26 protein-coding genes are annotated in these 25,696 nt (G+C 32.0%); 15 read left to right on the top strand and 11 right to left on the bottom strand.

Annotated elements, in window-relative coordinates:
- The first annotated feature begins 24 nt into the window (after window positions 1-24).
- Window positions 25-201: a hypothetical protein gene (locus tag HZC47_00600; GenBank protein MBI5679388.1), complete on the top strand. Its 177-nt coding sequence runs from the start codon at window positions 25-27 to the stop codon at window positions 199-201.
- Between the two features lie 4 nt (window positions 202-205).
- Window positions 206-2,227, top strand: a complete 2,022-nt coding sequence (locus HZC47_00595) for a PAS domain S-box protein (protein MBI5679387.1) — start codon at window positions 206-208, stop codon at window positions 2,225-2,227.
- Between the two features lie 848 nt (window positions 2,228-3,075).
- On the opposite strand, the gene HZC47_00590 is transcribed toward HZC47_00595, so the two are convergent.
- Window positions 3,076-3,564 carry a DUF2299 family protein gene (locus HZC47_00590; GenBank protein MBI5679386.1) on the bottom strand — a complete coding sequence of 163 codons (489 nt, stop codon included), beginning with the start codon at window positions 3,562-3,564 and terminating at the stop codon, window positions 3,076-3,078.
- 235 nt (window positions 3,565-3,799) lie between these two features.
- Here HZC47_00590 and HZC47_00585 point away from each other — a divergent pair, with 235 nt between their 5' ends.
- On the top strand, window positions 3,800-4,738 hold the full coding sequence (locus tag HZC47_00585; protein MBI5679385.1) for a cobalamin biosynthesis protein: 939 nt from the start codon (window positions 3,800-3,802) through the stop codon (window positions 4,736-4,738).
- Between the two features lie 56 nt (window positions 4,739-4,794).
- Here HZC47_00585 and HZC47_00580 read toward each other — a convergent pair whose 3' ends face one another.
- Complete coding sequence (locus HZC47_00580) at window positions 4,795-5,445, bottom strand: TrkA family potassium uptake protein (GenBank protein MBI5679384.1); 651 nt, start codon at window positions 5,443-5,445, stop codon at window positions 4,795-4,797.
- 201 nt (window positions 5,446-5,646) lie between these two features.
- Between HZC47_00580 and HZC47_00575 the strand changes: the two genes are divergently transcribed.
- Together HZC47_00575 and HZC47_00570 are read left to right on the top strand one after the other, a co-directional pair.
- Window positions 5,647-6,639, top strand: coding sequence for a cobalt-precorrin 5A hydrolase (locus HZC47_00575; GenBank protein MBI5679383.1), 993 nt, complete (start codon window positions 5,647-5,649; stop codon window positions 6,637-6,639).
- 185 nt (window positions 6,640-6,824) lie between these two features.
- Window positions 6,825-7,079: a UPF0147 family protein gene (locus HZC47_00570; GenBank protein MBI5679382.1), complete on the top strand. Its 255-nt coding sequence runs from the start codon at window positions 6,825-6,827 to the stop codon at window positions 7,077-7,079.
- A 191-nt stretch (window positions 7,080-7,270) separates the two neighbouring features.
- Here the strand turns inward: HZC47_00570 and HZC47_00565 are convergent, their stop codons facing one another.
- Both HZC47_00565 and HZC47_00560 read right to left on the bottom strand, forming a co-directional pair.
- On the bottom strand, window positions 7,271-7,846 hold the full coding sequence (locus HZC47_00565) for a class II aldolase/adducin family protein (protein ID MBI5679381.1): 576 nt from the start codon (window positions 7,844-7,846) through the stop codon (window positions 7,271-7,273).
- Window positions 7,847-7,956: 110 nt separating this feature from the next.
- Window positions 7,957-9,459: a DNA-directed DNA polymerase II small subunit gene (locus HZC47_00560; GenBank protein MBI5679380.1), complete on the bottom strand. Its 1,503-nt coding sequence runs from the start codon at window positions 9,457-9,459 to the stop codon at window positions 7,957-7,959.
- Window positions 9,460-9,609: 150 nt separating this feature from the next.
- On the opposite strand from HZC47_00560, the gene HZC47_00555 reads away from it, so the two are divergent.
- A complete protein-coding gene (locus HZC47_00555; GenBank protein MBI5679379.1) occupies window positions 9,610-10,134 on the top strand; it encodes a hypothetical protein in 525 nt (174 codons plus the stop codon).
- A 112-nt stretch (window positions 10,135-10,246) separates the two neighbouring features.
- Complete coding sequence (cobJ, locus tag HZC47_00550) at window positions 10,247-11,308, top strand: precorrin-3B C(17)-methyltransferase (GenBank protein MBI5679378.1); 1,062 nt, start codon at window positions 10,247-10,249, stop codon at window positions 11,306-11,308.
- Between the two features lie 145 nt (window positions 11,309-11,453).
- Here the strand turns inward: cobJ and HZC47_00545 are convergent, their stop codons facing one another.
- The 3 genes from HZC47_00545 to HZC47_00535 all read right to left on the bottom strand — a co-directional run bounded on the left by HZC47_00545 (window position 11,454) and on the right by HZC47_00535 (window position 15,185).
- Window positions 11,454-12,389, bottom strand: coding sequence for a diaminopimelate epimerase (locus HZC47_00545; protein ID MBI5679377.1), 936 nt, complete (start codon window positions 12,387-12,389; stop codon window positions 11,454-11,456).
- 34 nt (window positions 12,390-12,423) lie between these two features.
- The gene (lysA, locus tag HZC47_00540) at window positions 12,424-13,710 is read right to left on the bottom strand and encodes a diaminopimelate decarboxylase (protein ID MBI5679376.1); all 1,287 of its coding nucleotides are present in this window, start codon (window positions 13,708-13,710) and stop codon (window positions 12,424-12,426) included.
- A 299-nt stretch (window positions 13,711-14,009) separates the two neighbouring features.
- The gene (locus tag HZC47_00535) at window positions 14,010-15,185 is read right to left on the bottom strand and encodes an acetylornithine transaminase (protein MBI5679375.1); all 1,176 of its coding nucleotides are present in this window, start codon (window positions 15,183-15,185) and stop codon (window positions 14,010-14,012) included.
- A gap of 216 nt (window positions 15,186-15,401) precedes the next feature.
- Here HZC47_00535 and HZC47_00530 point away from each other — a divergent pair, with 216 nt between their 5' ends.
- The 3 genes from HZC47_00530 (at window position 15,402) to HZC47_00520 (ending at window position 18,377) form a co-directional block, all read left to right on the top strand.
- The gene (locus HZC47_00530) at window positions 15,402-15,827 is read left to right on the top strand and encodes a peptidylprolyl isomerase (protein ID MBI5679374.1); all 426 of its coding nucleotides are present in this window, start codon (window positions 15,402-15,404) and stop codon (window positions 15,825-15,827) included.
- A gap of 313 nt (window positions 15,828-16,140) precedes the next feature.
- Window positions 16,141-17,814, top strand: coding sequence for an ATP-binding protein (locus tag HZC47_00525; GenBank protein ID MBI5679373.1), 1,674 nt, complete (start codon window positions 16,141-16,143; stop codon window positions 17,812-17,814).
- Window positions 17,815-17,873: 59 nt separating this feature from the next.
- Window positions 17,874-18,377 (top strand): hypothetical protein, encoded by a 504-nt coding sequence (locus HZC47_00520; protein MBI5679372.1) that lies wholly within the window; start codon window positions 17,874-17,876, stop codon window positions 18,375-18,377.
- Between the two features lie 22 nt (window positions 18,378-18,399).
- On the opposite strand, the gene HZC47_00515 is transcribed toward HZC47_00520, so the two are convergent.
- On the bottom strand, window positions 18,400-18,984 hold the full coding sequence (locus HZC47_00515; protein MBI5679371.1) for a GAF domain-containing protein: 585 nt from the start codon (window positions 18,982-18,984) through the stop codon (window positions 18,400-18,402).
- 119 nt (window positions 18,985-19,103) lie between these two features.
- On the opposite strand from HZC47_00515, the gene HZC47_00510 reads away from it, so the two are divergent.
- Together HZC47_00510 and HZC47_00505 are read left to right on the top strand one after the other, a co-directional pair.
- Window positions 19,104-20,759, top strand: coding sequence for an ATP-binding protein (locus HZC47_00510; GenBank protein ID MBI5679370.1), 1,656 nt, complete (start codon window positions 19,104-19,106; stop codon window positions 20,757-20,759).
- Window positions 20,760-20,790: 31 nt separating this feature from the next.
- Window positions 20,791-21,048, top strand: coding sequence for a hypothetical protein (locus HZC47_00505; protein MBI5679369.1), 258 nt, complete (start codon window positions 20,791-20,793; stop codon window positions 21,046-21,048).
- Window positions 21,049-21,068: 20 nt separating this feature from the next.
- On the opposite strand, the gene HZC47_00500 is transcribed toward HZC47_00505, so the two are convergent.
- A complete protein-coding gene (locus HZC47_00500; GenBank protein ID MBI5679368.1) occupies window positions 21,069-21,695 on the bottom strand; it encodes a hypothetical protein in 627 nt (208 codons plus the stop codon).
- A gap of 103 nt (window positions 21,696-21,798) precedes the next feature.
- On the opposite strand from HZC47_00500, the gene HZC47_00495 reads away from it, so the two are divergent.
- Window positions 21,799-22,203: an ATP-binding protein gene (locus HZC47_00495; GenBank protein MBI5679367.1), complete on the top strand. Its 405-nt coding sequence runs from the start codon at window positions 21,799-21,801 to the stop codon at window positions 22,201-22,203.
- 24 nt (window positions 22,204-22,227) lie between these two features.
- Here the strand turns inward: HZC47_00495 and HZC47_00490 are convergent, their stop codons facing one another.
- Window positions 22,228-23,205 carry a DNA lyase gene (locus tag HZC47_00490; protein ID MBI5679366.1) on the bottom strand — a complete coding sequence of 326 codons (978 nt, stop codon included), beginning with the start codon at window positions 23,203-23,205 and terminating at the stop codon, window positions 22,228-22,230.
- 144 nt (window positions 23,206-23,349) lie between these two features.
- Between HZC47_00490 and HZC47_00485 the strand changes: the two genes are divergently transcribed.
- Complete coding sequence (locus HZC47_00485) at window positions 23,350-23,922, top strand: RDD family protein (protein MBI5679365.1); 573 nt, start codon at window positions 23,350-23,352, stop codon at window positions 23,920-23,922.
- 222 nt (window positions 23,923-24,144) lie between these two features.
- Here the strand turns inward: HZC47_00485 and HZC47_00480 are convergent, their stop codons facing one another.
- The gene (locus HZC47_00480) at window positions 24,145-24,369 is read right to left on the bottom strand and encodes a hypothetical protein (GenBank protein MBI5679364.1); all 225 of its coding nucleotides are present in this window, start codon (window positions 24,367-24,369) and stop codon (window positions 24,145-24,147) included.
- A 317-nt stretch (window positions 24,370-24,686) separates the two neighbouring features.
- On the opposite strand from HZC47_00480, the gene HZC47_00475 reads away from it, so the two are divergent.
- Window positions 24,687-25,691: a TIGR02391 family protein gene (locus HZC47_00475; GenBank protein MBI5679363.1), complete on the top strand. Its 1,005-nt coding sequence runs from the start codon at window positions 24,687-24,689 to the stop codon at window positions 25,689-25,691.
- The last annotated feature ends 5 nt before the right edge of the window (window positions 25,692-25,696 follow it).

The raw sequence follows: 25,696 nt of genomic DNA, 5'->3' as shown, positions 1-25,696 counted from the left end.
AGGAAAACTTTTTTAGTTCGAAATATGTTTGATGGGTTGAACAAGTTAGAACATTTACCTTTTTTACAGCTTAAACATATCATTCTAATACCTCGATTACAGGTTGAACAAGTTAGAACTTCTACTTTATTAACCAATATTTCAACAAATTTGATAAATGAAGAAGAACAAAAATTATGTGTGTACACTGGTTTAGGGTAAGAAAATGTATGCATCAACATCTTTAAATAGATTTAAATCTTTAATACTAATAGTTATAGTGGCTTTAATTCTTTTAATTATCATTCCTATTTCTTTATGGAATACTAACTTATTTTTATTCTATATGGATATTTTAGCACCATTAGTTGGTCTTTTTGCGTCATGGTTTCTAATTTACACTGCGTGGTGGTCTTATAAAACACGTGAAGATACTTTTAAGCCATGGTTAATACTTTCCATGGCTATGGTGTTTTATTCTATTGCTAGCTTTTTTTATTTCGTTTTCGAGGATTATTCGAGGATTATTTCTCCACTTTCCATTGCAGATATCTTTTATATAGGGGCCTATCCTTTATTAGTACTGGGAATACTTTTATTCATGAAAAAACCATTTAAAATCAAATACAAATCTTTATTAGATGCAGTTATTATCATGATATCTGCATTCTTTATAGTGTGGTTTTTATTTGTTTGGCCTACTGTGGGACCCAGCCAGCCAGATACTCTATCTGATATAATTGCCATATTTTATCTATTTTTAGATCTTATAGTACTATTTGCAGTACTAACACTATTATTTAATGAAAACCGGAAGATTTCTGAACTACCTCTAATTTTATTTACCTTAGGAATGTTTCTTCAGATATTAGGGGATATGATATATGCTTATCATGCGATAAATCCGATTTTAATCTATAAGTGGTTATTCACAGTCCTTTATGCTTCCAACTCAATATTTATCATAATAGCAGTCATATGTTTTTTAAAAGATATCAATGTAGATTTAAGATATTTAATAGATTCTTACCGAGAATCACGTGCCCAAAATGATTTGATTTCATATTTACCTTTGATACTTGTTATTTTTACATATGGTCTTTTAATTATCACCATTCCTGATAAGGCCTTAATCTGGGGGGTGGGAATTGTAGTGGTATTAGTAATTATCAGGCAGATTATCTCCTTAAATGAGATAAAAAAGGCTCAAAAAACTCTAAAAAGGAATAAAGAACTAATTTCTAAAAGAGAGGAGCAACTAACATTTATTACATCTAATATGATGGACCTAATCACAGAATCGGATGAAGATGGCATTTACAAATATGTGAGTCCTTCTTCCCTTCAACTTATAGGTCAGTCGCCTGAAAATTTATTGGGAAAATCATTATATGAATTTATTCATCCTGATGATTTAGAAGAAGTAACTAATAGTCTTAAAAAATCGGTTGAATCTCATCTGGGTGTAAGATTACAATATCGCTCTAAAAACAGTGAAGGTAAATATATATGGCTGGAAACAATTGGAAAACCTGTTTTTAAAGATAACAAGATTAAAAGATTTATTTACAGCAGCAGAGATATTAGTGAACAAAAAGAAGCTGAAGAATTTGTTAAGAGCTCGTTGATTGAAAAAGAAGCTCTCCTTAGAGAAATTCATCACAGGGTGAATAACAATTTGCAGATTATCATAAGCCTTTTGAATTTACAATCTAAAAATGTGGTGAATGATGAGGATTATGAGCTTTTTATTAATAGTCAGAATAGAGTGAGATCAATGGCCATGATCCATGAAAAACTTTATCAATCAGATAATCTAAGTTCAATAAACTTCTCTGATTATTTGAAAACTTTTTTGAATAGTTTAATATATAGTTATTCTAATTTGTCTCATATTGATTTAGAGTTAGATATTGAGGAAATAGAGCTTAATATTGAAACTTCAGTTCCATGTGGTCTTATCATAAATGAACTTGTTTCAAATTCCCTAAAACATGCATTTCCTCAAGGTAGAAAAGGTAAAATAATGGTGAAAATGTATCCTGATAACGATGAATATGTCTTAATTGTGAAGGATAATGGTGTAGGGCACATTAAAGAACATGACTTAGAAAACGGGACAACATTAGGTTTAAGTTTGGTTGATTCTTTGGTAGATCAATTAGATGGTAATATAGAGATTTTAGAAGAGGAAGGAACAGTTTATAAAATCACATTCCCTGAATTAAAATACGAGAAAAGGATATAATTTAAAGATATAGTTTAAATCAATATTTTTATTAGTTTTAACTTAATAAAACAGATTTTCTCTATTTATTCCCAAATATTACACTATAAATATTTTTATTAGTTTTAACTTAATAAAACAAATTTTCTCTATTTATTCCCAAATATTACACTATAAATAGAGTGATCAATGCACAATACTTCTTTTATAAGGAATAGATGTGTTTATTGGCACTATTTAATACAGTTTAGAGGTTATTTTACTTAGTTCTATTAATCATGCAACATAGCTTGAAATAGTTAATAGATTATATTGGATGAAGCATTATTTCTGTTATCTTGTATTAAAAGCATTTAACATCTTCAACTATGATTTCTTCATTTGTTCTGTATTTATGTTATTAGGCATTACTAAAATTGAGGATTATTTTTTTTGCTCTGTGCTAATGCTACTTGGATTCCATAATGCTCTTAGATTCATTTTTAAATCCTATTTAAATATTGATTCAGCTAAATCTCTTAATCTATATATTTTTTAATATAACATGATTAAAAAGTGTTTGATTAAATATTTTCCTAAAATTATCTGAAAATTCTAGATTTCTATTCTGTGATACACTTGAAATTGATGTCTCACCTTAAAAATTTAATTTGGTGAATATATTTTACACTTGAAATGCATGTCTCAATCTATTAATTGTGAACTTACACACAAACAAATTAAATATATTATACTTCAAATTTCACATCTTATTTTATAATTATTAAAACCAGTATTTTGTGCAAAAAACGTTTTAATACTGTTATTTCATTTAAATAAATTATTTTTAAGATTATTTTATTATTTAGAGCATTAAAATGTTCTTAACGTTATACGTACATACTGTCTGGTTGACTATTTTTTTCACTTTCGTCATAAACTCCAAATTCTTTCTGTATTTTCCATATTCCTTGTAGCTTGGCTCTGAAAATTTTTTTTACAGTGGAAATTAATCTGTCTTTGCTTAATCCGTCTTCATATATTTCATCTGTAATCACAAAACTTTGCAAAACATTGTCTGGATGCTGTAATTGGAAATCAACAAATTGATTATTTAAAAGAAACCTGAAATCCCACATAAAACTTTCTCTTTTTGTATTTTTAAGCATTTTTATCTTTGATTGGTGTTCTGGACTAATATTTGTAGCACATCCTATTACAACTAAGTCTTTTTTACCTTTTGGCTGAATAACATCCAGAGCGTGACCTTCAGGATAATTTATCATGAAATGGAAGTTTGTGTTATCATCTGAAACTTTCTGCCTGAAAAAACCCTCATCAGAGAGCCATTTTTGAACTTTATCTTCGATTTTTGACATTTTTAACACCTTGTTAACTTTATCAGTGTATTTTTTGAACTTTATCTACAATTAATGTTTACTTGTATTAGAATTAAATATTTTGAAACTAAAATTATTTTCATAGATTAAACAATATTTAGTACTGTAATTAGATTACACCAAATTCTTGCTATTGGTATATAATTCAAATAAAATATATTTGGCAACTAATTTAAATTCAAAGTGTTATTCAGGGGATTTCATGGAACTTCAAATAAATTTAATATCCATAATCATAATTGCAGTAATCATCGACGTTATATTTGGAGAATTTCCTGCAAAAATACATCCTGTTGTATGGATGGGGAAACTTATTGACATTTATAATGGTAATTTAATAAAATATAGAAATAAAATCTCAGGAATAATATTAACACTGGATTTGGTAATTATTTTTACACTTGCAACCTACGTCCTTACTTCTTTGTTAGCATTTAATAACTTAATTTATTTAATTGTTTCAGCATTGATTTTAACAACTACTTTTGCAATTAAAGTTCTTATAACTTCAGCTCAAGATATAAGAACTGAGTTGGATCATGATATTGGGGTTGCAAGGAAATCAATGTCTTATCTTGTAAGTAGAGATACTTCTAATCTTTCAAAGGAAGATTTAATCTCAGCTACAATTGAAACATTAACAGAAAACATCACAGACTCAGTGATTGCCCCAATATTCTATGCATTTATTTTTGGTGTTCCTGGAGCTGTTGCATACAGAGTTATAAATACGCTTGATGCTATGGTGGGCTATAAAAACCCTGAAAACATTAAAATAGGCTGGTTTCCTGCAAATGTGGATGATATATTAAATTATATCCCTGCAAGACTTACTGGTATTCTTGTTGTTATTGCAGCTTTTATTCTTAGGATGAACTGGAAGAATGCGTATAAAATAATGAGAAGAGATGCAAGAAAGCCTGATAGCCCGAATTCGGGTTACTCCATGGCTGCTGCAGCTGGTGCACTGGAAATTAGCCTTGAAAAAATAGGTTATTATAAAATTGGGGATGATTTAACTAATTTAACACCAGATAAAATTTCAGAAGCTCTATTACTTACAAAAACAACGATTTTGTTGTTTATTATATTGATAGCATTGTTATTCGGACTTTTTATAGTTCTTTTGATGCAGTTAGGATATAAAATTTAAAATTAACTTTAAAATGAGTTTAAATCCATAATTTTTTTATTTCAGCTTTCAATGGTTTAATCTGTGAATAATTCTATAATATCTTTTATATATTTTGTTTTTACAAGAATAGAAATTTTAGAACCTTCTTTCAAGACGTCGTCCTGCATTGGAATGTTTATATTCCCGTTTTCAAACACTGCAACTATTATATATTTTTTAGTAGGGCTAATTTCTCCTATTTTTTTACCAATAAATGATTTATTTTTCAATGTAAGATCTAATAATTCTGCATCTCCCCTTCCTAAAACCACTAAATCTGCTATCTTTGGTCTTAATATTATTTTTTCAAGATAACTCGCGGCTGTAAGTTCTGGACTTATAGCAAAATCAATACCTGCGCTTTTAAACGCTTTTTTATGGGTATAATCACTTACTCGGGCTATAATCTTTGGTACATTGAATCCTTTTACCAGAACACAGGTAAGTAAATTAACTTCGTCATTTCCTGTGGCTGCAACAAAAACATCTGCATCTTCTATATTTGCTTCCTTTAAAGTTTTAATATCAGTCCCATTACCACAAATAACTAAAGAATCTAATTCAGAAGCAGCCTTGGAGCATAATTCTGCATCACTTTCGATGAGAGTAACATCTTGACCATCAGAAATCAAAAAAGAGGCAAGATTTAGACCTACTCTTCCACTACCAAGTATCACTACATACATTTTTATGCTCCTTAAGTTTAGATGATTTAAAATTGTTTAAGATTTGATTTTTTTTATGTTTAAGATTTGATTTTTTTTAAATATTTTGAATTAATTAATAAGAGATAAATAATTTAAATTCTTGTTAACATACCATGGATATTGTTCTATTAAATTGAAAATATTTATAGTTATTTTTAGAATATGATGTTGAGGCAGAAAATGAAAATAGCCATATTTACCATAACAAAAGATGCTCAAGATGTCGCATTTAACCTAAAAAAGGTTTTAGATGAGGATTCAACAGTAATAAAAGTAGGTATATTCCATAAAAATGTTAAAGAGACATTAAAATATGTCTTTAGGGATTATGATTGTATAATTGGTATAATGGCAACTGGAATAATGGTAAGAAATATTTGTGGCCTTATTAGGGATAAAATAGAGGATCCTGCAGTTTTGGTTATGGATGATCAGGCAAAACATGTAATAAGCCTGCTTTCAGGACATTTTGGCGGTGCAAATGAGATTACATTAAAGATTGCTGAAATATCTGGTGCAGATCCGGTTATAACAACAGCTACAGATATTCATGGCAAAATAGGGATAGATTCTCTTGCAAGAAGATACCACTTAGAAATAGATGATCCTAAAAAAATAATGACTATAAATTCAGCTTTGGTTAACAATAAAACCCCTGATTTATATGTTCCCTCTAAATTTGAATTTATTTTTAATGATCCATTAATTAAAAATTCATATAACTTGCTTAAATTTGAAAATAAAGATTTAAAAGCCGTATTTGAAGATACAGAGATAGTTTTAAAACCAAAAAAACTGGTTGTAGGTATTGGAGCTCGAAAAGCTGTTTTACAATTAGATGTCAAATCAGCGGTTGAAAGTGCAATTAATGCCCTTAATTTATCTTTAGATAGGATAGACATGCTTGCAACTGCTGAAGTGAAAAAAAATGAGGTAGGAATAATTGAAACAGCAATGAAACTTGATATTCCCCTTGAAATCATTTCTTTAGATAAATTGAAAGATTTTAAGGACCCGCAGTGTGCAAAGTCTTTGTTTGTTGAGGGAAAATTTGGAATTCCTGGAGTTTGTGAGCCATCGGCTTTAATTGCTGCAGGGAACAATTCAAAGCTTATATTTAGAAAAACAGCGTTTAATGGAGTTACAATAGCTGTTGCAGTATCATCTAACTAATTAAAAACATCATTCATGGTTTTTTTAGATGGGTTTATTATAAGTTATAAATTATAAGTGAATTCAATTTTAAGAAAATTGGATACAAAAGGTTTTTATCTCATCATGTATAAAGATTAATAGTTAGTCTATTATATTTAGTCTATTTATAAAATTATTTTATTTAACACTATGGAGGTTATATTATGAATAAAGATGCAATTGATCGCGTTACTCAAATATTACGACATATCATGGAAGATACAAGTGTTCCAAGGAATATTAGAAGGGCAGCAGAAGAATCAAAGGATATTTTATCTAAAGATGATGATGATGCCACAGTTCGTGCAAGTACCGTAATTTCAATACTTGATGAAATTAGTAACGACCCAAACATCCCTATACATGCAAGAACTCTTGTTTGGAATGTTTTAAGTGAATTAGAGTCTATCAGAGACTAAATTCTATTTTTAATTAATTTAATTAGTTTTATCTATTTAATCAGATTTATTAGCAGATTTATATTCTATTTTGCTGCTACTTTTTTAAATTTTTTACATTATTTTAATATATTAAATAAAAAAATTAGAAGTTAAAATTAGAAGTTCAATTTTAATTTTAATTTTTTATAGTATTTTTTAAAAGAAAAATATTAGAGGAGTTGAGCTACAAACTGTATTTTAGCTATATCTTCAACGAATTCAGCAAGAAGAACTGCTTCATCAAGATTCACACCTGCTGCAACAACACCATGATTTTTAAGGAGTACAGCATCCTCATTTTTCATCATTTTAGCTGTATCTTCTGCAAGTTCAATGCTTCCAGGCTTTGAGTACTTCACAGATGGAATATATGGATTTTCAATTGGTCCAAATCCTTCAAGTCTTTTTAATCGCTTATCCGACATTGAAAAACCAGTTGCAAAGGGAGAATGATTATGAACAACACTATTAATATCGTTTCTTTCTTTATAGATTCCAAGATGCATGAACATTTCTAAAGATGGTTTTTTATCCCCTTCCAGGATGTTTCCATCCATATCTATGATAATTACATCTTCTTTTTGTATTCTTCCTTTGGAAATCCCGCTTCTTGTTATTGCTACTTTTGAAACGTTGTTATCATAAAATCTACAGCTTAAATTTCCTGATTTTCCAGGGCTAAGGCCTTTTTTATATATGTAATGTGAAACATTGATTAATTCTTTTATAATAACATTTTTATCCATTTAAATTCTCCTTTAGTATATATTAGGAACATAAAATCCAATTTTTACTTCATAACTCATACTGCCTTGTTTATATGGCAAATAGATATAAAAATTCAGTTAATATCAATTTAAGCAAAATTTAAAAGCTTAAACTGGCCTTTGTGAATTACAGGAACTTCTGCACATGTAGGCATAATGTTGTAGATCTTCTGAAACTCTGTTTGAGACTGGAATGTGCCTGAATTTATCATATGAACGCCTTTATGCCGTTTATAAGCGTTTATATGAACATGGCCTGTGTGAAAAACATCAGGCACATCTTTAATTACTAAATGATCTTCATATTCTGATGCAAGAGGGGTTCTTTCTCCATATATAGGGGCTAAATGTCTTTTTTCCAGTAATTCTTTCATTATAAGGTCTGATTGCTGGTGGGAGAATCCTTTAACAGACATAGCCATATCATCAAAGCTTCTACCATGATATATAAGAACATTAATCCCATCTAAACTTACAATTCCCGGATTACTTACAAATTCAGCATTTTTAAGTTCATAAAGTGATTTAGCATAATTCTGGGAAATTGCAGGCTGGGGTTCGGCCAATCTTGCTGCATCGTGGTTTCCAGGAGATATTATTATCTTAATATCTGTCCTGATTTCGCCAAGAAGCCGTGCAGCTTCATCATATTGCCCGTAAATATCTTTTATAGTGAGTTCTTTTTCTTGATGAGGGTATATACCTATTCCATCAACTAAATCCCCAGCAATAACAAGATATTTAACGTTTTGAGCTATTTCTTGATGTTTGGTATCGCCGAAGTCTCCGTTTATCCAGTTTATAAACCGGTTAAAAGCATCTCCAAGGAATGTGGAGCTGCCAATATGAACATCAGAAATGAAAACAGTAGAAAAATCCATTGGTTTTTCATCAATTCGCGGCACACCAGGATGCACCAGTTCAGATGCTATTACAAATGTTCCTTTTTTACTTCCAACAACACCAATAATTTCATCCTTTACAATTTTCTCTGCCTTTTCAAAGAGTTGGTGATTTTCATTATGCACAAGAATAGTAGTGCTTCCGGTTTCATCTTCTAGTTCTATGAATTTATGGTTATTTTTAGTGTTTTTAATGTCGTTTACTATTCCTATTACCTTAACAACATCATCAGTCTTTTTTATATCGCTAATTGATCTATGATCCTTTAATTCTCCTCTTCTATCTAAAAGCTCGTATAATTTTTGGTATCTGCTCTTGAAGTAAGTGGTGAAGTCTTTGAGTTCCCCGCTTGTATATGATTTTTTACTTGTATCCTGGATCACATGGAAGTCAAATGGTCTTCCTGTTGGAAACTTGCTTTGAGGAACTTTCAAAATTACATCCGTGCTGGATGTTAAATCCTTAGAAGTACTTTGATCAAGCTTTATATCCTCTAAATTATCTTTATTTAGATATTGATTCAGAATTTCTTCTGTTAAAATAAAAACATCTTCTTTAGAATATAATAGTTCGTCTATTAGGGATTCTGTGAATTCATGTGAATTTTCTTGGTTTTTAATGCGTTCATATGCTTTATCATTAATTAAGATGTTGGCATTACTGAACTTTAAAATGATATCATCGCTCATGGCTACTCCGTGCAAACCTTTTTTTATATAATAATATACATCATATAATATTAATCTAATTTTTAGACAATAAAATTAAATTGGTTAAGTAGAAAATAAAATTAGAATGAAAATTTAGGGATATTTAAGATATATTAATTAGGTGATAATTTGCCAAGAATCATAAAAATTATACTCTTCCTTTTACTCTTTGTGATGGTGTTTGAAGCAGGACTTTTAAGTTCATATACAATAGTGACTTCTGAACCCCCAGACATTGGAAAGCTTATAGACATGCAGATCAGTAAATTAAATGCCATATGGGATAGCATAAATCTTAAAACAGAAAATATAACAGTTAAAAGCTATAATGTCACAAATCCTGATGTTGTTGCCCCGGTTCTTATAAGTAAGACAGGTTTAAATGGAATCAATGTTGACACTCTCTCTGCAGTTGTAAGCAACAGTTTAAGCACTGATACTATGAATCTTACCATTTCAGCTACAGGATATAAGGAAAATCAAACAGGTGGAGTAAAGGCTAATAAAACTTCTTCATCGGGGCAGATAGTAATAAGACAAAGTGAAATATACTCTGTAACGGCTTTAGCAGTGGGAAAGAAGAAAACAAGGGGATTTGAAGTGGATGTTAACACTATTCAGATAACATCTCTCAAGAAATTATATAATCAATAACCCTATATTTTTTCTTTACTCCCCAAAAATCGTCAGATGGATTTAATTTACAGTTTTATGAAAAATTAATCAAAAATAATTTTCTTTTTATTATTTAGAACATGGTGATGCAATGATTAGTATTATAGGTATTGGACCTTCCCCTGAAGACATGAGCATAAGGGCATTAAACACTATTAAAGATTCAGAGGTTATTATCGGATATAAAGCATATATAAAGCAAATAGAACACTTAATAGATGGAAAAGAAGTGATTAAGAAGGGTATGGGTGATGAGATAGAACGGGCAGAGATTGCCATACAAAAATCACGGGAAGGAAAGAAAGTTGCCATAATAAGCTCAGGAGATCCTGGCGTATTTGGAATGGGGAACGTTATTTTCCAGCTTATTGATAAATACAGTGATATTGAAGTGAATGTTATTCCAGGGGTAACTGCAGCGACATTTGCAGCTTCCAAGCTGGGGGCACCCTTACATGATTTTGCAGTTATAAGTTTAAGTGATATTTTAACTCCATTATCTGAAATAAAAAGAAAAGTGGAATTTGCAGCTAAAGGCGACTTTGTTATAGCTATTTATAACCCATTAAGTAAAACAAGGAAGAAACCATTTGAAGAAGCCTACAAAATTTTACTTCGAAACAAAAAAAGATCAACCCCTGTTGGAATTGTAAAAAGCAGAGAAAGTGGTGTGGATGTTACTGTAACCACTCTTGGAAACATGAGGGATCATGAAATAAACATGTCAACAACTATAATCATTGGAAATTCCATGACATATATCCAGAATGGGCACATGGTGACGCCTCGTGGTTATGTGGTTAAATCAGACATACATCAGCTTTCAAGAGAGTTTTATGAATGTTTCTTAGATGGAGAGGTGGTTGAAGGGCCTAATTTGGGATGTGAATTCTACCCCTGCCACACTAAAGGCGAAAACTGCACATTCTGTTACTGTCCATTCTATCCCTGTGGAGATAGTACTACTGGGGGTAAATGGATAAAAGATAAGGGTGTATGGAGCTGCCAGGACTGTAGTTGGATACATCAAGACAATGTGGTTAAATGCATATTGCCCCAGTTCAGCAAAATAGTTAAGGAAGTAGATGACCTTAAAAAAAGAAAGAAAGAGCTTTTAAAATTAAGAAGGGAATGCATTCAAAGGACAGAATAAATTAGTCTCTAATTAGAATCCATTATATATTTTTTTTAAAGATTTAAGGATATATTTTAAAAATAAAATATATTATCACTTTCAGAATGTTTAAAAGCGATAATTTAAAAGACACAATATTAAATTTATTGGAGAAAATAGAGATTTATAATTCAATTTTAATGGTTCCATCAAAGACTAGAACTGCATCTCCTTCCATAAATGCTCCAAGGATTCCCTTTTCTTCATAAATTTCAATGTTAAGGTCTCCACCAGGAAGATGGACTAAAACATTTTTATCCAGCTTAGAAAGTTTAAATCCAGCTAAAACAGAGGATGTAGCTCCAGTACCACATGCAAATGTGAAACCAGCACCTCTTTCCCATGTAATCATGTCTATTTCATTTTTATTTAATATTTTAACAAAATGCACATTAGTTTTTTGAGGGAAAGCTTCATGGGTTTCAATTGCAGGCCCAACCTCATTTAAAGGCACTCCTTTCAGATTATCAGTGAAAATCACTGCATGAGGATTTCCAACATTTACGGTGGTCATTCTATAAGGTTTTCCATTAACCATTAATTCATCATCTAAAAATTCATCATTTTCACTTATTATGGGAATTTCAGATGCTTTAAATGTTGCAAGACCCATATCAACTTTAGATGATGCTACTTCTCCATTTTTGATGGTTAAATCAACTACTTTAATGCCACCCAGGGTTTCAACGATGATTTTTTCTTTTTTTATGATTCCTTTGTCGTATACGTACTTGGAGAAGCATCTTATTCCGTTTCCACACATTTCAGCTTCAGAACCATCAGAATTAAAGATTCTAAAACGTATATCACATTTATTCAATGTTGAAACTTCTGATCCATTAGAATTAAAGATTCTAAACTTAATATCAATATCATGGGATGTAGCTGGGCAGACAAAGATTACCCCGTCTGATCCTATTGAAAAACCACGTCTACAGAGCTCTGCTGAAATTTTTGGCTTCATTTCTTCACTAATAAGCTCTTTAGAAGTTTCATCTATGACAATATAATCGTTTCCAAGTCCATGCATCTTTGAAAACTTAATTTCCTGTATATTCATTATTATAGCCTCATTAAACTGTAATTATCTCAATTTATTTTAAAAGTCTTATAGGCACATTTTGTTTGGCAAGAACATCAGCAAATATTTCTCTTTCCCTTATAATCTCACTTTCCCCATCTTTTATAAGGATTTCCATTGTTTTTGGCCTTGAATTGTACTGGGATGACATTGAAAATGCGTAAGCTCCAGCATTGAGAATGGCTAAGGTGTCCCCTTCATTAATTTCAGGCATTGGACGGTCTCTTGCAAATAAATCGCCAGATTCACATACATTTCCGGCAATATCTATCTTCTGGGTGTTTTCTGCTTCTGGTTTGTTTGCAACAACAATGTGATGGTATGATCCATACATTGAAGGACGTAAAAGAGTGTTAAACCCAGCGTCAACACCTGCAAACTTCCTGTAACTTTGTTTTATAGTGTTTACTTTTGTAAGAAGCACTGATGCATCTCCCACAATATATCTGCCAGGTTCAATACACATTGTCGGTTTTCCAAGGTTGTATTCATTTAATTTATCTTTAAATAGTCCTGTAATTTCTTTGGAGAATTTTTCTATGTCCAGTTTAGATTCTTCTGTCTCGTAAGGTATTCCTAATCCTCCACCAAAGTCTATAAACTCAAATTTAACTCCTGCTTCTTCATGAACTCTTCCTGTAACGTCCATAAGGGTTTCAACTGCAAGCATGAATGGTTCAGGGTCAAGTATTCCTGATCCTATATGTGTATGAATTCCAACAGGGGTGAACCCAAGGTCTTTAGCCATACTGTAAACATCTGCAGCTTCTTCTTCCATAACACCAAATTTAGATAAGTCCCCACCAGTTATGCAGTGTTCATGATGTCCCGCACCGACCTTTGGGTTTATTCTAAATGATATTTTCACTTTCTTAGGATCGGTGAGTTTTGAAAGCCTTTTAAGGGCTGAAATTGAATCAAGATTAATTATAACTCCTGAATCTACAGCAAATTTAAGTTCTTCATTTGTGACATTGTTTCCAGTGTAAATAATTCTTTCGGCTTCAAATCCTGCCAGAAGTGCTGTATAAATCTCTCCAGGAGACACAGCATCAATTCCACTTCCTTCCTGTTCTAATATTCGCATAACGGCCAGGTTTGTGTTAGCTTTACAAGCATAGAATATTTTAAAATCATTGTAATGGCTAGAAAATGATTCATAAACTCTTCTGTAGTTATCCCGTATTTTTGTTTCATCTATAACGTAAAGGGGTGTGTTATATTTTTCTGTAAGTTCTATTGCATCTGCTCCACCGATGCTCAAATTTCCTTTCTCATTAGTTTTAATATCAAAGTCCATCAAAATCCTCCATACTGAAAAAAAAGTTGACATGGAATTTATTTACTTTCTACTATAAAAATTTAACATAATGAATTAAACGATCTCTTATTCTATAATAATGGTTTTCTAAACGTGAAGACTCTAAGATCTCATTATATGTTAATGAAAAATCTCAAAAAATCAAAAATCAAGCTTATTGTAAAGAATGTGGTAAAAAAATACCTGTTAATGTTACATACGGTCCATTTTGCAGTGATAAACAAGTATAAACTAAAAATAAAAAGAAAAAAGGAAAAATTAACCACTAAAAACCATATTTAAGAAATCTTCCCTAAAACACCATCTAAAACAGCTGCAACAGTATCTATCTGCTCTTTTTCTATTATAAGCGGCGGTAAGAACCGTAAAACAGTATCCGCGGTGCAGTTTATAAGCACGCCCTGATCTTGTGCATTTTTGACTATTTCTCCGCAGTTGATGCTCATTTCCATTCCAAGCATCATTCCAACACCACGAACATCTTCCACTATTTTATGAAGGTTTTTTTGCTCTTCAAGCTTGTTTTTGAGGTATTTACCGTTTTCTTTTGCCTTATCAAGTAAATTTTCATCTATTATGGTTTCAATTGAAGCTTTTGCAGCTGCACAGGCAAGTGGATTTCCACCGAATGTTGCAGCATGGTTTCCAGGTTCAAATGCATCTCCAACTTCTCCATTTGCAAGAACACCACCAATAGGGAATCCTCCACCAAGTGCTTTGGCTACAGTGGTGATATCTGGAGTTACATCAAATGTTTGGGATGCAAACATTTCACCAGTCCGTCCAAACCCTGTTTGAACCTCGTCAAATATTAAAAGAACATCGTTTTCATTACAAAGCTTTTTTAAGTCTTTTAGATAACCTTTTGGAGGAACTATAACTCCTCCTTCTCCTTGAATAGGTTCAACAAGAACTGCTGCTGTATTATCGGTTATAGCATCTGCCACTGCTTCCACGTTTCCGTAGTCTACGTGTTTAAATCCTTCTGGTAATGGCTCAAACCCTTTTTTATATTTATGCTGGCCTGTAGCAGTGATCATGGCGATGGTTCGGCCGTGGAATGAGTTTTCCATAGCAATAATTTCGCCACAACCCGTAAATTTCCGTGCAAGCTTTATAGCTCCTTCATTTGCTTCTGCACCACTGTTGCAGAAGAAGGATTTGTCATGTGGAGAAACTTTAGCCAGTAATTCGGCGAGTTCCACCTGTTCTTGTGTATAATAAAGATTGGAGCAGTGTATCAGTTTTTTAGCCTGTTTACATATTGCCTCAACAACATTCGGGTGTGAATGTCCTACATTGTTTACAGCAATCCCTGCAAAGCAGTCAATATAAGTTTTTCCTTCAAAATCGGTAACTAAAGCTCCTTTTCCTTCTTTTAAAGCTAATTGGTACCGTCCATAAGTTTGCATAACATATTTTTTATCTAAATCTATAATTTCTTCTGTATTCATTTTAATCACCTTAAATAAACAGTATAAATGGGGAAGCTCATTAAAACTGGATATTATATTAAAAATCTGTCAATAAATAATTTGTTGGATACCCTATTAAAATAATGCGGAAAACTGAATATTTAATTAATTTGAAGGACAAAAAAATAGATACTGCATATATTTAATAATAAAAAATATCATGCAAAAACATTATTTCAAGATTATGGTGAAAATATGAAAAAAGCAATAATTGAAACAGATAAAGGAAACATAGAATTAACCTTATTTGATAAAGAAGCACCAAACACAGTTGCTAACTTTGAAAAGCTTGCAGGTGAAGGATTTTACAATGGATTGACTTTCCACAGAGTTTTACCTAACTTTGTAATTCAGGGAGGATGTCCTAAAGGTAATGGAACAGGTGGACCAGGTTACACAATAAAATGTGAAATAAACCCACATAAACACGGAACTGGAGCACTTTCCATGGCTCATGCAGGTAAAGATACTGGTGGAAGCCAGTTTTTCATAACACATTCTCCACAGCCACACCTTGACGGAGTACACACCGTTTTTGGTAAGGTTGTTAAAGGAATGGACGTTGTAAACAAGATTCAACCAAATGATGTAATGAATAAAGTCACAGTTTTGGATGAATAATCCTATTTTTCTTTTTTTTAATTCATTTTCTTTTTAATTTACCACTGCATTCTAAATTTGGACTTAAAAATTCAATTTTATCTAACTATCTTACAAATTTACGTATTTTAGAGTAATTATGATTATATTATCTTTTTTCCACTAAAATAGCAACCTTCAGGGATAAATCTATAAAAAGATATTTTTAATGGTTATTTCCTGTTAATGGTTCAATAGGGAGGTTTAATAACTCTAACATAAGATAATAAGGAATAAGATAAAAAATTTACTTGATGATCAATTTTTAAATCAGAAAGTTATAGGGGAAGAAATAATGGAAAAAGATGCACTGAATGGTTTGGATGAAATAAGCCGTGAAAACATTGCCCTGGCTCTTTGGATGAAGGAATTCCAGGCGGAAAAAATACCGGAAGACGTGAGAAAGTGTCTTTCAAGTGATAAAAACAGTCCAGATGCCTTTGGAGAAAGGATGAGGCATCGTTTACAGGATTTACTGGATAATCCTGATTCATTTACTCCCAGTTACAAGAAACGGTATCAAGAACTTCTGAAGCACTGTTCTTCACTAACTTCCATGCAAGCTTATGCTATGAACCATCTTTTGGGAGTGGACAGCAGCCGTGGCTACCAAAAAATCCCTAAAAAGTCTAATATAGAATTTCCCCGGGATTTTGCCCCGCAATTAGGCTATCAGGTAGGATGGCACTTCTTTGTAGGTAACTGTCGCGACACTCAACAACGTGACTATGGAATTCTAGTTTCATTCTACCGTTATTCTTTATTACCTCCTGAAATGGCCCATAGTTTTGGTTTAACTGACTGGGAAAACCAGATATTTGAGATGCAACTGGCTGTGGCCAGAGCAGGAGAAAAACATCTTCAAAGCAGGCCATTTGCACTAGCAGGTACCACTGGACTTTTAAAATTTGCTTCCCAACCATTTTGTTATGAAGCCGGGAAAAACAGGATAATATCTGAGAAAGAAAATGAACTCTTCCCTTTGAGGGTGCAGGCCTGGGGAGTAAATCAGGGCAGCAAAAAGGATGTGGAGATGGAAGTTGACCTGAAATTCTCTTCCAATAAGGATTTCCTGCTCCAGGGAAATAAGGGATGTCTTCCTTGCTGTTGCGACATTGGAACTCTCTATTATTCTGCTACCAACCTCAAAATGGAGTCTGGCAGTCTTTTAAAGCTGGATGGAGAGGAGATAACTCTTGAAGAGGGTAAGTTCTGGTTTGATCATCAATGGGGCAATGCCCTGGAACCTCTGGGGAACTCCAGGTGTGAGGTGGTCCGGGCAGCAAGTGTGTTGGGTAAAACGTCCCATTCACGAGGTTGGGACTGGTTCATGGCTCAATTTGAGGGAGATAGGGAAATAACCATGTACGCACCACATACAGATCAGAATCTGGAATTCTACTGGCTCACTGGCCCAGAGTCACCAGGAACTATGACTGTGGAGGTAAAGGGACAGTTCATTGATGCTGAACACAACGTTGTAGATATTAGGGGAACATTAAAAATCGATAAGTGGGTTAAAAGTGTGAAATCATCTAATCCTGAGCATTATTTCGTTACAAACACATGGTACCCTGATCACTGGGAATTCCAGTTCCAGGACATGGTTCCAGAGGATATCCGTCACTTCACCATGACTCCTATTGTTCAAGGAGGACAAACAGGTTACAATGCCGGTGGTGCTCAGTATTCTGAAGGTGGAGTCTATATCAAGAATTTAGATGGAGAATTGCTGGGTAAGGGCTTTGCAGAATCTGTTTATTATGCTGATGCTCATCCCAACATTTTCCACCTGGCAGGTATTCCTGACACTCCCCAGATGCGTAAACTGGTAGAACCACCAGAGCCTTCATCCTGGTTGAAGTTAAAAGGATTACTGTACATGGCCCGGCCATCTAACCAGCGTAAAATTAAAGAAGTACTGGAGAAATGCCTGGAGCAGGGTTTACCTGAAGATTTCCTTGGATAAATCCAATTCAAAAACGAAAAGGCTAATAGGGGTGATTAAAGATTAATAAACATTCTTTTTTGGTCATTTTAACCATATCTATTTTAATTTTTATATCAGGATGTATTGGCATTGGTGGAAATCAAACCTACAGTTCAAATGGGATAAGTTTCAATTATCCTGGGGGATGGTACAAAACTCCAGGCCAAGGCAACGTTAATGTTAGTGATATAGATATTCCAGTTATAGTTACAGTGGGGGATAAGTTTAATGAAGAAACTGGAGTTTTAGTTCTCTTGGCTAATAACAATACATCTGGGGAGATATCAACTGGTTCAATTAAAGCTGCAATTGGAAAATATGGATTTTTAATGTCTGAGGGTAAAGTTACTGTTGATGGTGTATCTGCACATGAATTTGTGTATAATACGACTCTTTCAGGTGGAACTGTTAAAAAAGAAAGATTAATTCTTTTTGAGAAAAATCAAGCTCAATACATTCTAATCTTCACGGCCCTACCTGGAGACTTTGAAGGCCAAGAAACAAACTTTAAAATGATACAAAATAGTTTCAAAGTACAATAATATTCTCAGTGACTTATTTTTTCTATTTTTCACTGTAAACCATTTCTTTAAGGGCAATACCATAAAAATCAGCTAATCTATCTGCTATTTCCAAATGATTGTTGTTATAATCTCCTTTAGGGTTTGCAAGAACAATTTGCCCTAATATTCTCCCTTCATACTTTACTGCAACTGAAAGAAACTGATCTACAGGCGCATGACCTTTTGGTAAGCCGTGAGCAACAGGATGAGAAGTTATATCATGTACATAAAATGATTCTCCAGTATCTAAGGAGTAACCAAGAAGTCCGCCGTAGCTACCATCCTTTCGAACTTTGAAACGAGCCTCTCCCATTTCAGCAAACATTTTACAGCCATCTGTAAGATGTGAAAAGGATATTCCCACACTATCATTATTTTCAGGGTCTAGGTAAGCAACATAACAATATTTACTTCCAGTTAGGTTAATGGCTTCGTTAAAAACTAGATCAGAAACTTCTTTTAAAGATAAATCTTTTAAAACATCTGAAATATCAGTTTCATAGTTATCAAGTTTTGAATTAACGAAGTCTGCTATAATCTGTTTAATTTTACTGGATTTGTTAATGTTTTCAAAGCTTTCTTTCATTTAAAATCCCTCTTAATCCTATTAAACTATTATATTATATCTAATTTATTAATATCTTTTAGACTCCGAAAAGAGTAATTAATAAAAGAAAGATAATAAAAGCAAATGAGGTATTAAACATGGAAAATCAAGAGTTATTAGATATGTTAGATGAAGAAACAAGGGATAATATAGCCAAAGCTTTATGGATGCATGAATTTGACGCTTCTAAAATTCCAGAAGATATAATTAAAAAATTAAAACGCGAAAAGAATAGTAATGAAAGTTTTGGTAGGCGAATGCAGTATCTTTTAGAAGAACGATTAAAAAATCCTGATTCGTTCACACCAAGCTATAAAAATGTCTATAAAACATTAATTGAACATTCTAAATCACTTTCACCCCACCAAGCATATGCAATGACGCTATTTTTAGGTATGGACAGTTCTAAAGGGTATGAAGCAATACCAGCAAAGGCTGATTTTAAACTCCCTCAAGATGATGCTCCTCAATTTAATTACCAATTAGGTTGGCATTTTATTGTTGGAAGCTGTGTTGGCGAAAATGGAAAAGAATATGGTGTTCAATTCATGTTCTGGCAGTATGCACTGCTTCCTCCAGAAATAGCCAAACATTTTGGGCTTTCTGAAATTGAAAATCAGATTCTGGAATTACATCTGGCTGTAAGTGAAGCTGGGGGAAAACATTACCGCTCCAAACCTATATTAATTGCAGGAACAACTGGATTAATTGATTTTTCAGACAACCCCTTTGATTATACGTTTGGAAAGAATAAAATAAAAGCTTTAAATGAAGACAGCACATTTCCGCTCCAGATAAAAGGTTGGGGAATAGATTTAAACCCTGATTCACCATCAGATATTGAAGTGGATATTACGCTTACACAAAATAAAGATTATTTACTTCAAGGTAAAAATGGATGTGATCCCTGCTGTGGAGGGGTGGGAACGCTCTATTATTCTGTACCAAACCTTAGAGTTGATCCAGATAAAAGTATTTTGAGAATTAATGAAGAAGAAGTTTCCCTAAAAAGTGGTAAGTTCTGGTATGACCATCAATGGTGTAATGGAATGCTTCCTGCTGGTAGTCCTCGAGTAAAGGTTTTAAGAGTGGCTAATAATCTGTCTGAAAAGCCTGCGGGAGGATGGGATTGGTTCATGGCTCAATTTGATGAAGATCGAGAGTTAACCATGGCTTCCATACATTCCAATGAAATGAAACAATTCTATGAACAGACAGGGCCAAATCCTCCAGGAGTAATGAAAGTTAACGTTTCAGGAAAATATATAGATGAAAAAAACAATTCTAAAGGTGTTAAGGGAACTTTAAAGGTAACTGAATGGATAAAAAGTGTAAAATCACAGGATCCAGATTTGTATCCTGTTACAAATACATGGTACCCTCAAAGATGGGAATTTGAATTTGGTGAAGATGTTCCAGAGGATATTAGGAATTTTGTTATGACTCCAATTGTTGATGGAGGTCAATCTGGATTTTTTGGCAGCGGATTACATTATTCAGAAGGCGCTGTGTATTTAAAGGACCGTGAAGGAAACTTAATTGGGCGAGGTTTTGCAGAATCAACTGGCTATGCTGACCCTATATTAAATAGACTTAGATTATCTGGACTTCCTGAAACAGAGGAAATGAGGGATAAAGTGGAAATACCTCAACCATCATCCTTCTTAAAGCTTATTAGTTCTGCATATATATTGTGGCCTAAAAATAAGTCTAAATTAAAGAAATTACTCAAAAATTGTGTGGATACTCTATAATATCAATTCAAAAAAATGTGAAGTGAATTCAATGGAAAATGAAGGACATAAATCAGAATACATGAAATTAGTGAACGTAGGATACATTATAAGTGTGATAGCACTGCTTTTAGGCATGTATTTTATTAAGAGTGGATATGCACAGGGTTTTATAGCATCCATAGTACCTGTAATTTTTGGAGCATATATCTTATCTAAAGGCGATAAGCAGGTTTCACGCTATGGCTGGGGACTTATATTACTTTTTATAACTTATATATTTGTATATATGGGATATTTCGCTAATTAAAGGTTTATTTTTTTATTTTTTTATAAATCTAATTGGGAGTATAACTCGTCCTCTTTAGCTATGATTTTAGTGATTTTCCCTGTAACATACTCTAATGGAATTTCTAAGTTATCTTCGGCTTTTATATATGTATGACCTTCTTTTTGGATTAATTCTTGGACTTTTAAGATTTTAAATGGAATTATTCCCAGTGATTTTGATTTTGAAAACCAGTAAAAGGATAGGGGACATATTTGGGGCCATAAAATGAGATCATCAGTCTTTACAGATTCTGGATTCTCTTTAACAAAAATCACATCATCTTTATATGCAAAAGGCTTTAAATCTTCTTTTAATTTTAAAATAACTGTTTTATCATATTTAAATGGTCTTTTTTGTTTTTTTACAAGCTTTAATAAATATCTGGTGGATAAAACATCTAATTCTTCCTTTGAAATATCGCCTGAGATTATGTTTTCCTGAACACCTTTTTCGAATGCTCCTGTAAGTCGTATCCATCCGTCAATTTCTCTGCATGCCACTTTTTTGCTTGTGGAACGCATTGGACATTTCCAGCAGTAATTTTCCTTTAAAATTTCCATTATTTTCCTGTGATATTCCCTGGAAATTCCACTGAATTCTTCTAAAGCGTTATTAAGTTCTCCCATAGAATCACTTAAATTAAATATATGAATTTAAAAACTAATGATTGTTTTTAAAATTATTAAATTTATTATAATATTGATAATTAAAAAAAAGCAAAGTGATAGGATGAATGGGCATGTGGGAATAGAGATAAGGGGTAAAACAGAAAATTTAGGAATTGCTTCCAAATTTATTGGAAATACAATGGCTAAATTTGGTTTAAATGATTATACACAATTTCAAGTCCAAATATCAGTAGAAGAAGCTCTTAAAAATATTATGGAACATGGAAATCTGGAAGAAGATAAAATAAAGATTAAATGCCAAAAGAATGGTGAAATTAAAATATTTATTCAGTATCCTGGAAAATCCTTTGATCCTGCAGCATTTAAGAAAACAAGTTTAAAAACAGATTCTTCCAATGATAGAAAGGAAGAATTAAAGGTATATTTTATTAGAAAATATATGAACAATATTAAACACGAATTTGAGAATGGAATGAATATATTAATATTAACCAAACGTGTATAAACCGTATTTTATCTTCAAATCATTTTATTTTTTAGGTTTTAACTCATTCATAAGTCCTGATTTACGGGCATAATGGAAAAGATAAAGTTGGGTGTAACCAGCATAATCACCAAATTGTTCCATTCCAAATAACCTTATTTTAGTATTATTTACTTCTTTGTCAAAATAGAGATGGGATACAATTCTACTTATCCATATGTCCACTGGAAAAGCTTTTTTAAATCCATAACCATAGAGTAAGATGCAGTCTGCAACTTTAGGACCTACTCCCTGGAGCTCTAAAATGGTTTGGAATGCGGATTCATAGTCCATGTTTCCTATTGAACTTAGATTTATTTCATTTTGGACCATATCTGAGGTTTTTTTAATGTATTTGGATCTGTAACCCACCCTACAGCTTCTAAGGTCATTCCATGATGATTTGGATTTTAAAAGCTCAGCATTACAGGTTTCTTCATCAAATTCCTGTTCAGGAGCTTTGGCCAGTTTTTGAGGGCTTGGAAATAAATAAAATGTTCCATCTGGAAACATGTATTCATCTCCCCATTTTTCTTTTACAAGGTTGATTGCTTTATTCCACTGTCTAATAGAGTTATGGGCTGATGTAATGGAACATATAACTGATTCAAAAATGTTATTAGCCTTAAAAAGCCTTAAACCTTTACAAAAATCAATTGTAGGCTCAAGCTGAGGATCATCCCTTAAAAAATCGTATAATTGGGGAATATCATCATTTAACCCGAAAATGTCCATAATTTCAGTTTTAATTCTTTCATCATCTATGTCTTGAGGGGATTGGGCTAATATATCAATTGGATCATTGGAATTGGGTTTATGGGCAATTTTCACAAGGCATGGTTTATTATCTACTGTTATTAATTCCTGGAAGTAATCATCTTTCTTTTTCCATGCTGGCTGAGATGTTTGACCGCTTCCTATGGTTAATTCAATGTCAAAGGGGCCTTTGTATTCATCATTTTCTATTTTGATTCTGGTTTTCATAATTTCAGTTTTAGTTTATAAATCAAATTACAATAATTTTTCTAATTATATGCATTTGGTGATATGGATTTAAAATGGATTATAAATTCATACTAATATGTATATTTATATGGAATAATAATACATTTATAGGAGGAATTAAGTATGTATTGTCCAAACTGTGGAAAGGAAAACAATATAGATAATGATTTTTGTATTCATTGCAGTGAAAAAATAGGAATATATAGAAATGAAGATACAAAAAAAAGATTTGAAGCTAATTATAATATTGAAGATGGTGAATTTGAACTTGCGAGTCTTAGAAGGAGAATTGGAGCTTATTTAATTGATGCTATCGTTTTATCCATAATAGCTGTAATTATTGTTGTGTTTTCACTTGTAATTCAATATATCTATTTTAACCCTGACGATGTTCAAATTTATTTAATTTTAATAATATTGTTTGTGCCTCTCTATTATGGGTACTTTTTTTTAATGGAAGGGCTATTTAATGGGAGAACCATAGGAAAAATGGTCCTTGGATTGAGGGTAGTAAGAGAAAAAGACCAAAGTCGGATAGGTTTTAAAAAAAGTGCTATAAGAAACCTTTTAAGAATGATAGATGAGTTTTTCTGGTATTTGGTTGGAGTACTCCTTATTCATGGAAGTGATAAGAATCAGAGACTTGGAGATAGCGTGGCACACACAATCGTTATAAAAAAGAGAAAAAAATATTAAGTCTCATCTCTTTTCTTATTTTCAATAAATAAGAATTAATTAAGCCATGGAATAAACCAATTAACGAGGACTCAGTTAAAATGCATCTGAAGAATTTACATTAAAAGCAGGGCTAAGTCCAATATTTTTCAAGGTAGCATGTATCAATTCATGTTTGAATATAACTCATGGACACTAATCACCAAAATTTTGCATAAAACGTGTTTTTAAAAAATAATTTGTTTATTTGTGGTGGTGATGTTTGTGTTTTTTAACTTTCTGGATTCGTATTTCTAAAAATTCACCTACACCAACATCTGCAACCTCTAGGAGAACTTCAGGAACCATTACTTCGTTTTCAGTTCTTTTAACTATGGATGCATAGCCCATTTTGTGGTGCATGTGATGATATCTGTGATGTTTCCCGTGATGGCTGCTTTTGCAGTCACAGTCTTTATCTTCACACATTATAAATCACCTCATGTTTATTTATATGTTTAATTGAGGATAAGTTATTTTCTATAAAAAATAAAAGGGAACTAATTTGGTTTTGATTTATAAAAACATGTTATATGGTGGGTTTGAAGATAATAGTGTTAGAATCACCGCGTTTATTGTTAATTATAGATGTTTAAATTGAATTCATGGATCAAATCTGACTAAATTATAGGTTTCACTACTATAAAATTAAAAATTTATATTATTCTAAATTAAATTATGAAGAGAGTTAATATACTAAAACTAAGATTGTATTTATAATCTTTAATTTAAAAATAGGAGTTTATATGTCAAATACTTCAAATTCAATGAAAACATCACCCTTTTGCACTAATTGTGGTAAAATAATGGGAGCAGTGAGTAGCGAAGGCGAATTAATTGAAATATTAAGTAAAAATCCAAATTGTTCGAGATGTGATGCTCCATTTGAAGTCAAAAGAGACGGGTCAATATTTAACATAGATTTCAAAAATATAGATAGAATAAACCCAAAAATATGGATTTACATCGAAAGACTTTATATTCATTGCTATGGTGCTGATGAGTTTATTAAATATTTAAGGAATTTTGGAATACCATATAATAACAAAATATACTCAAAATTAGATGATACTACAACAGGTTACACTTTTATGAGTGAAGAAAACTATGATTTTGCTAATTTTATGCAAAATGTAACTTCTTATACATATTTAGATATTTTAAAGGATTTAATTTTTAACGATTTGATTATAAACACCAAGAATAGTAATTGGAACTATTATGGTGAGGGAGTCAAAGAATGGTACCCTAAAGTCATAGAGTTATTGGAATCTGATGGTTTCACAATTGATTTTAACAATGAAAAACTTATTTTTGGAGAAAAAATTATTGATTTTTGGGGAATTATTCACAAAGAGATCATTAACATATCAAAAAAGAAATTTGAAGATGGACATTATTCTGATGCTGTAGAATCCGCATTTAAAGAAGTAAATACGCGTGTTAAGAAACTATTTCAAAATAAAACAGGAAAAGAATTGGATGGGCGAGATTTGATGTTTCAATCTTTTAGATTTAAATATGACAAGAATAACAATGTCATTACAGACGATCCTGTTATTTTTTTAACAGATTTGACATCTGAATCTAAAAGAAATATTCAAGAAGGATATAATTTTATTTTTGGCGGTGCAATACAAGGTATTAGAAATCCTAAAGCTCATGGGAATATCAAAATAGGTAAAGATGAAGCAATTCACTATATTTTTGTCTCTAGTCTATTAATGTATAAGTTAGACAAAGCTTCATGATTAAT

The sequence above is a fragment of the Methanobacterium sp. genome, assembly GCA_016222945.1.
Classification (GTDB): Archaea; Methanobacteriota; Methanobacteria; order Methanobacteriales; family Methanobacteriaceae; genus Methanobacterium_D.
Note: the sequence above shows the minus strand (reverse complement) of the source record. Positions and strands in the feature narration are given on the sequence as shown.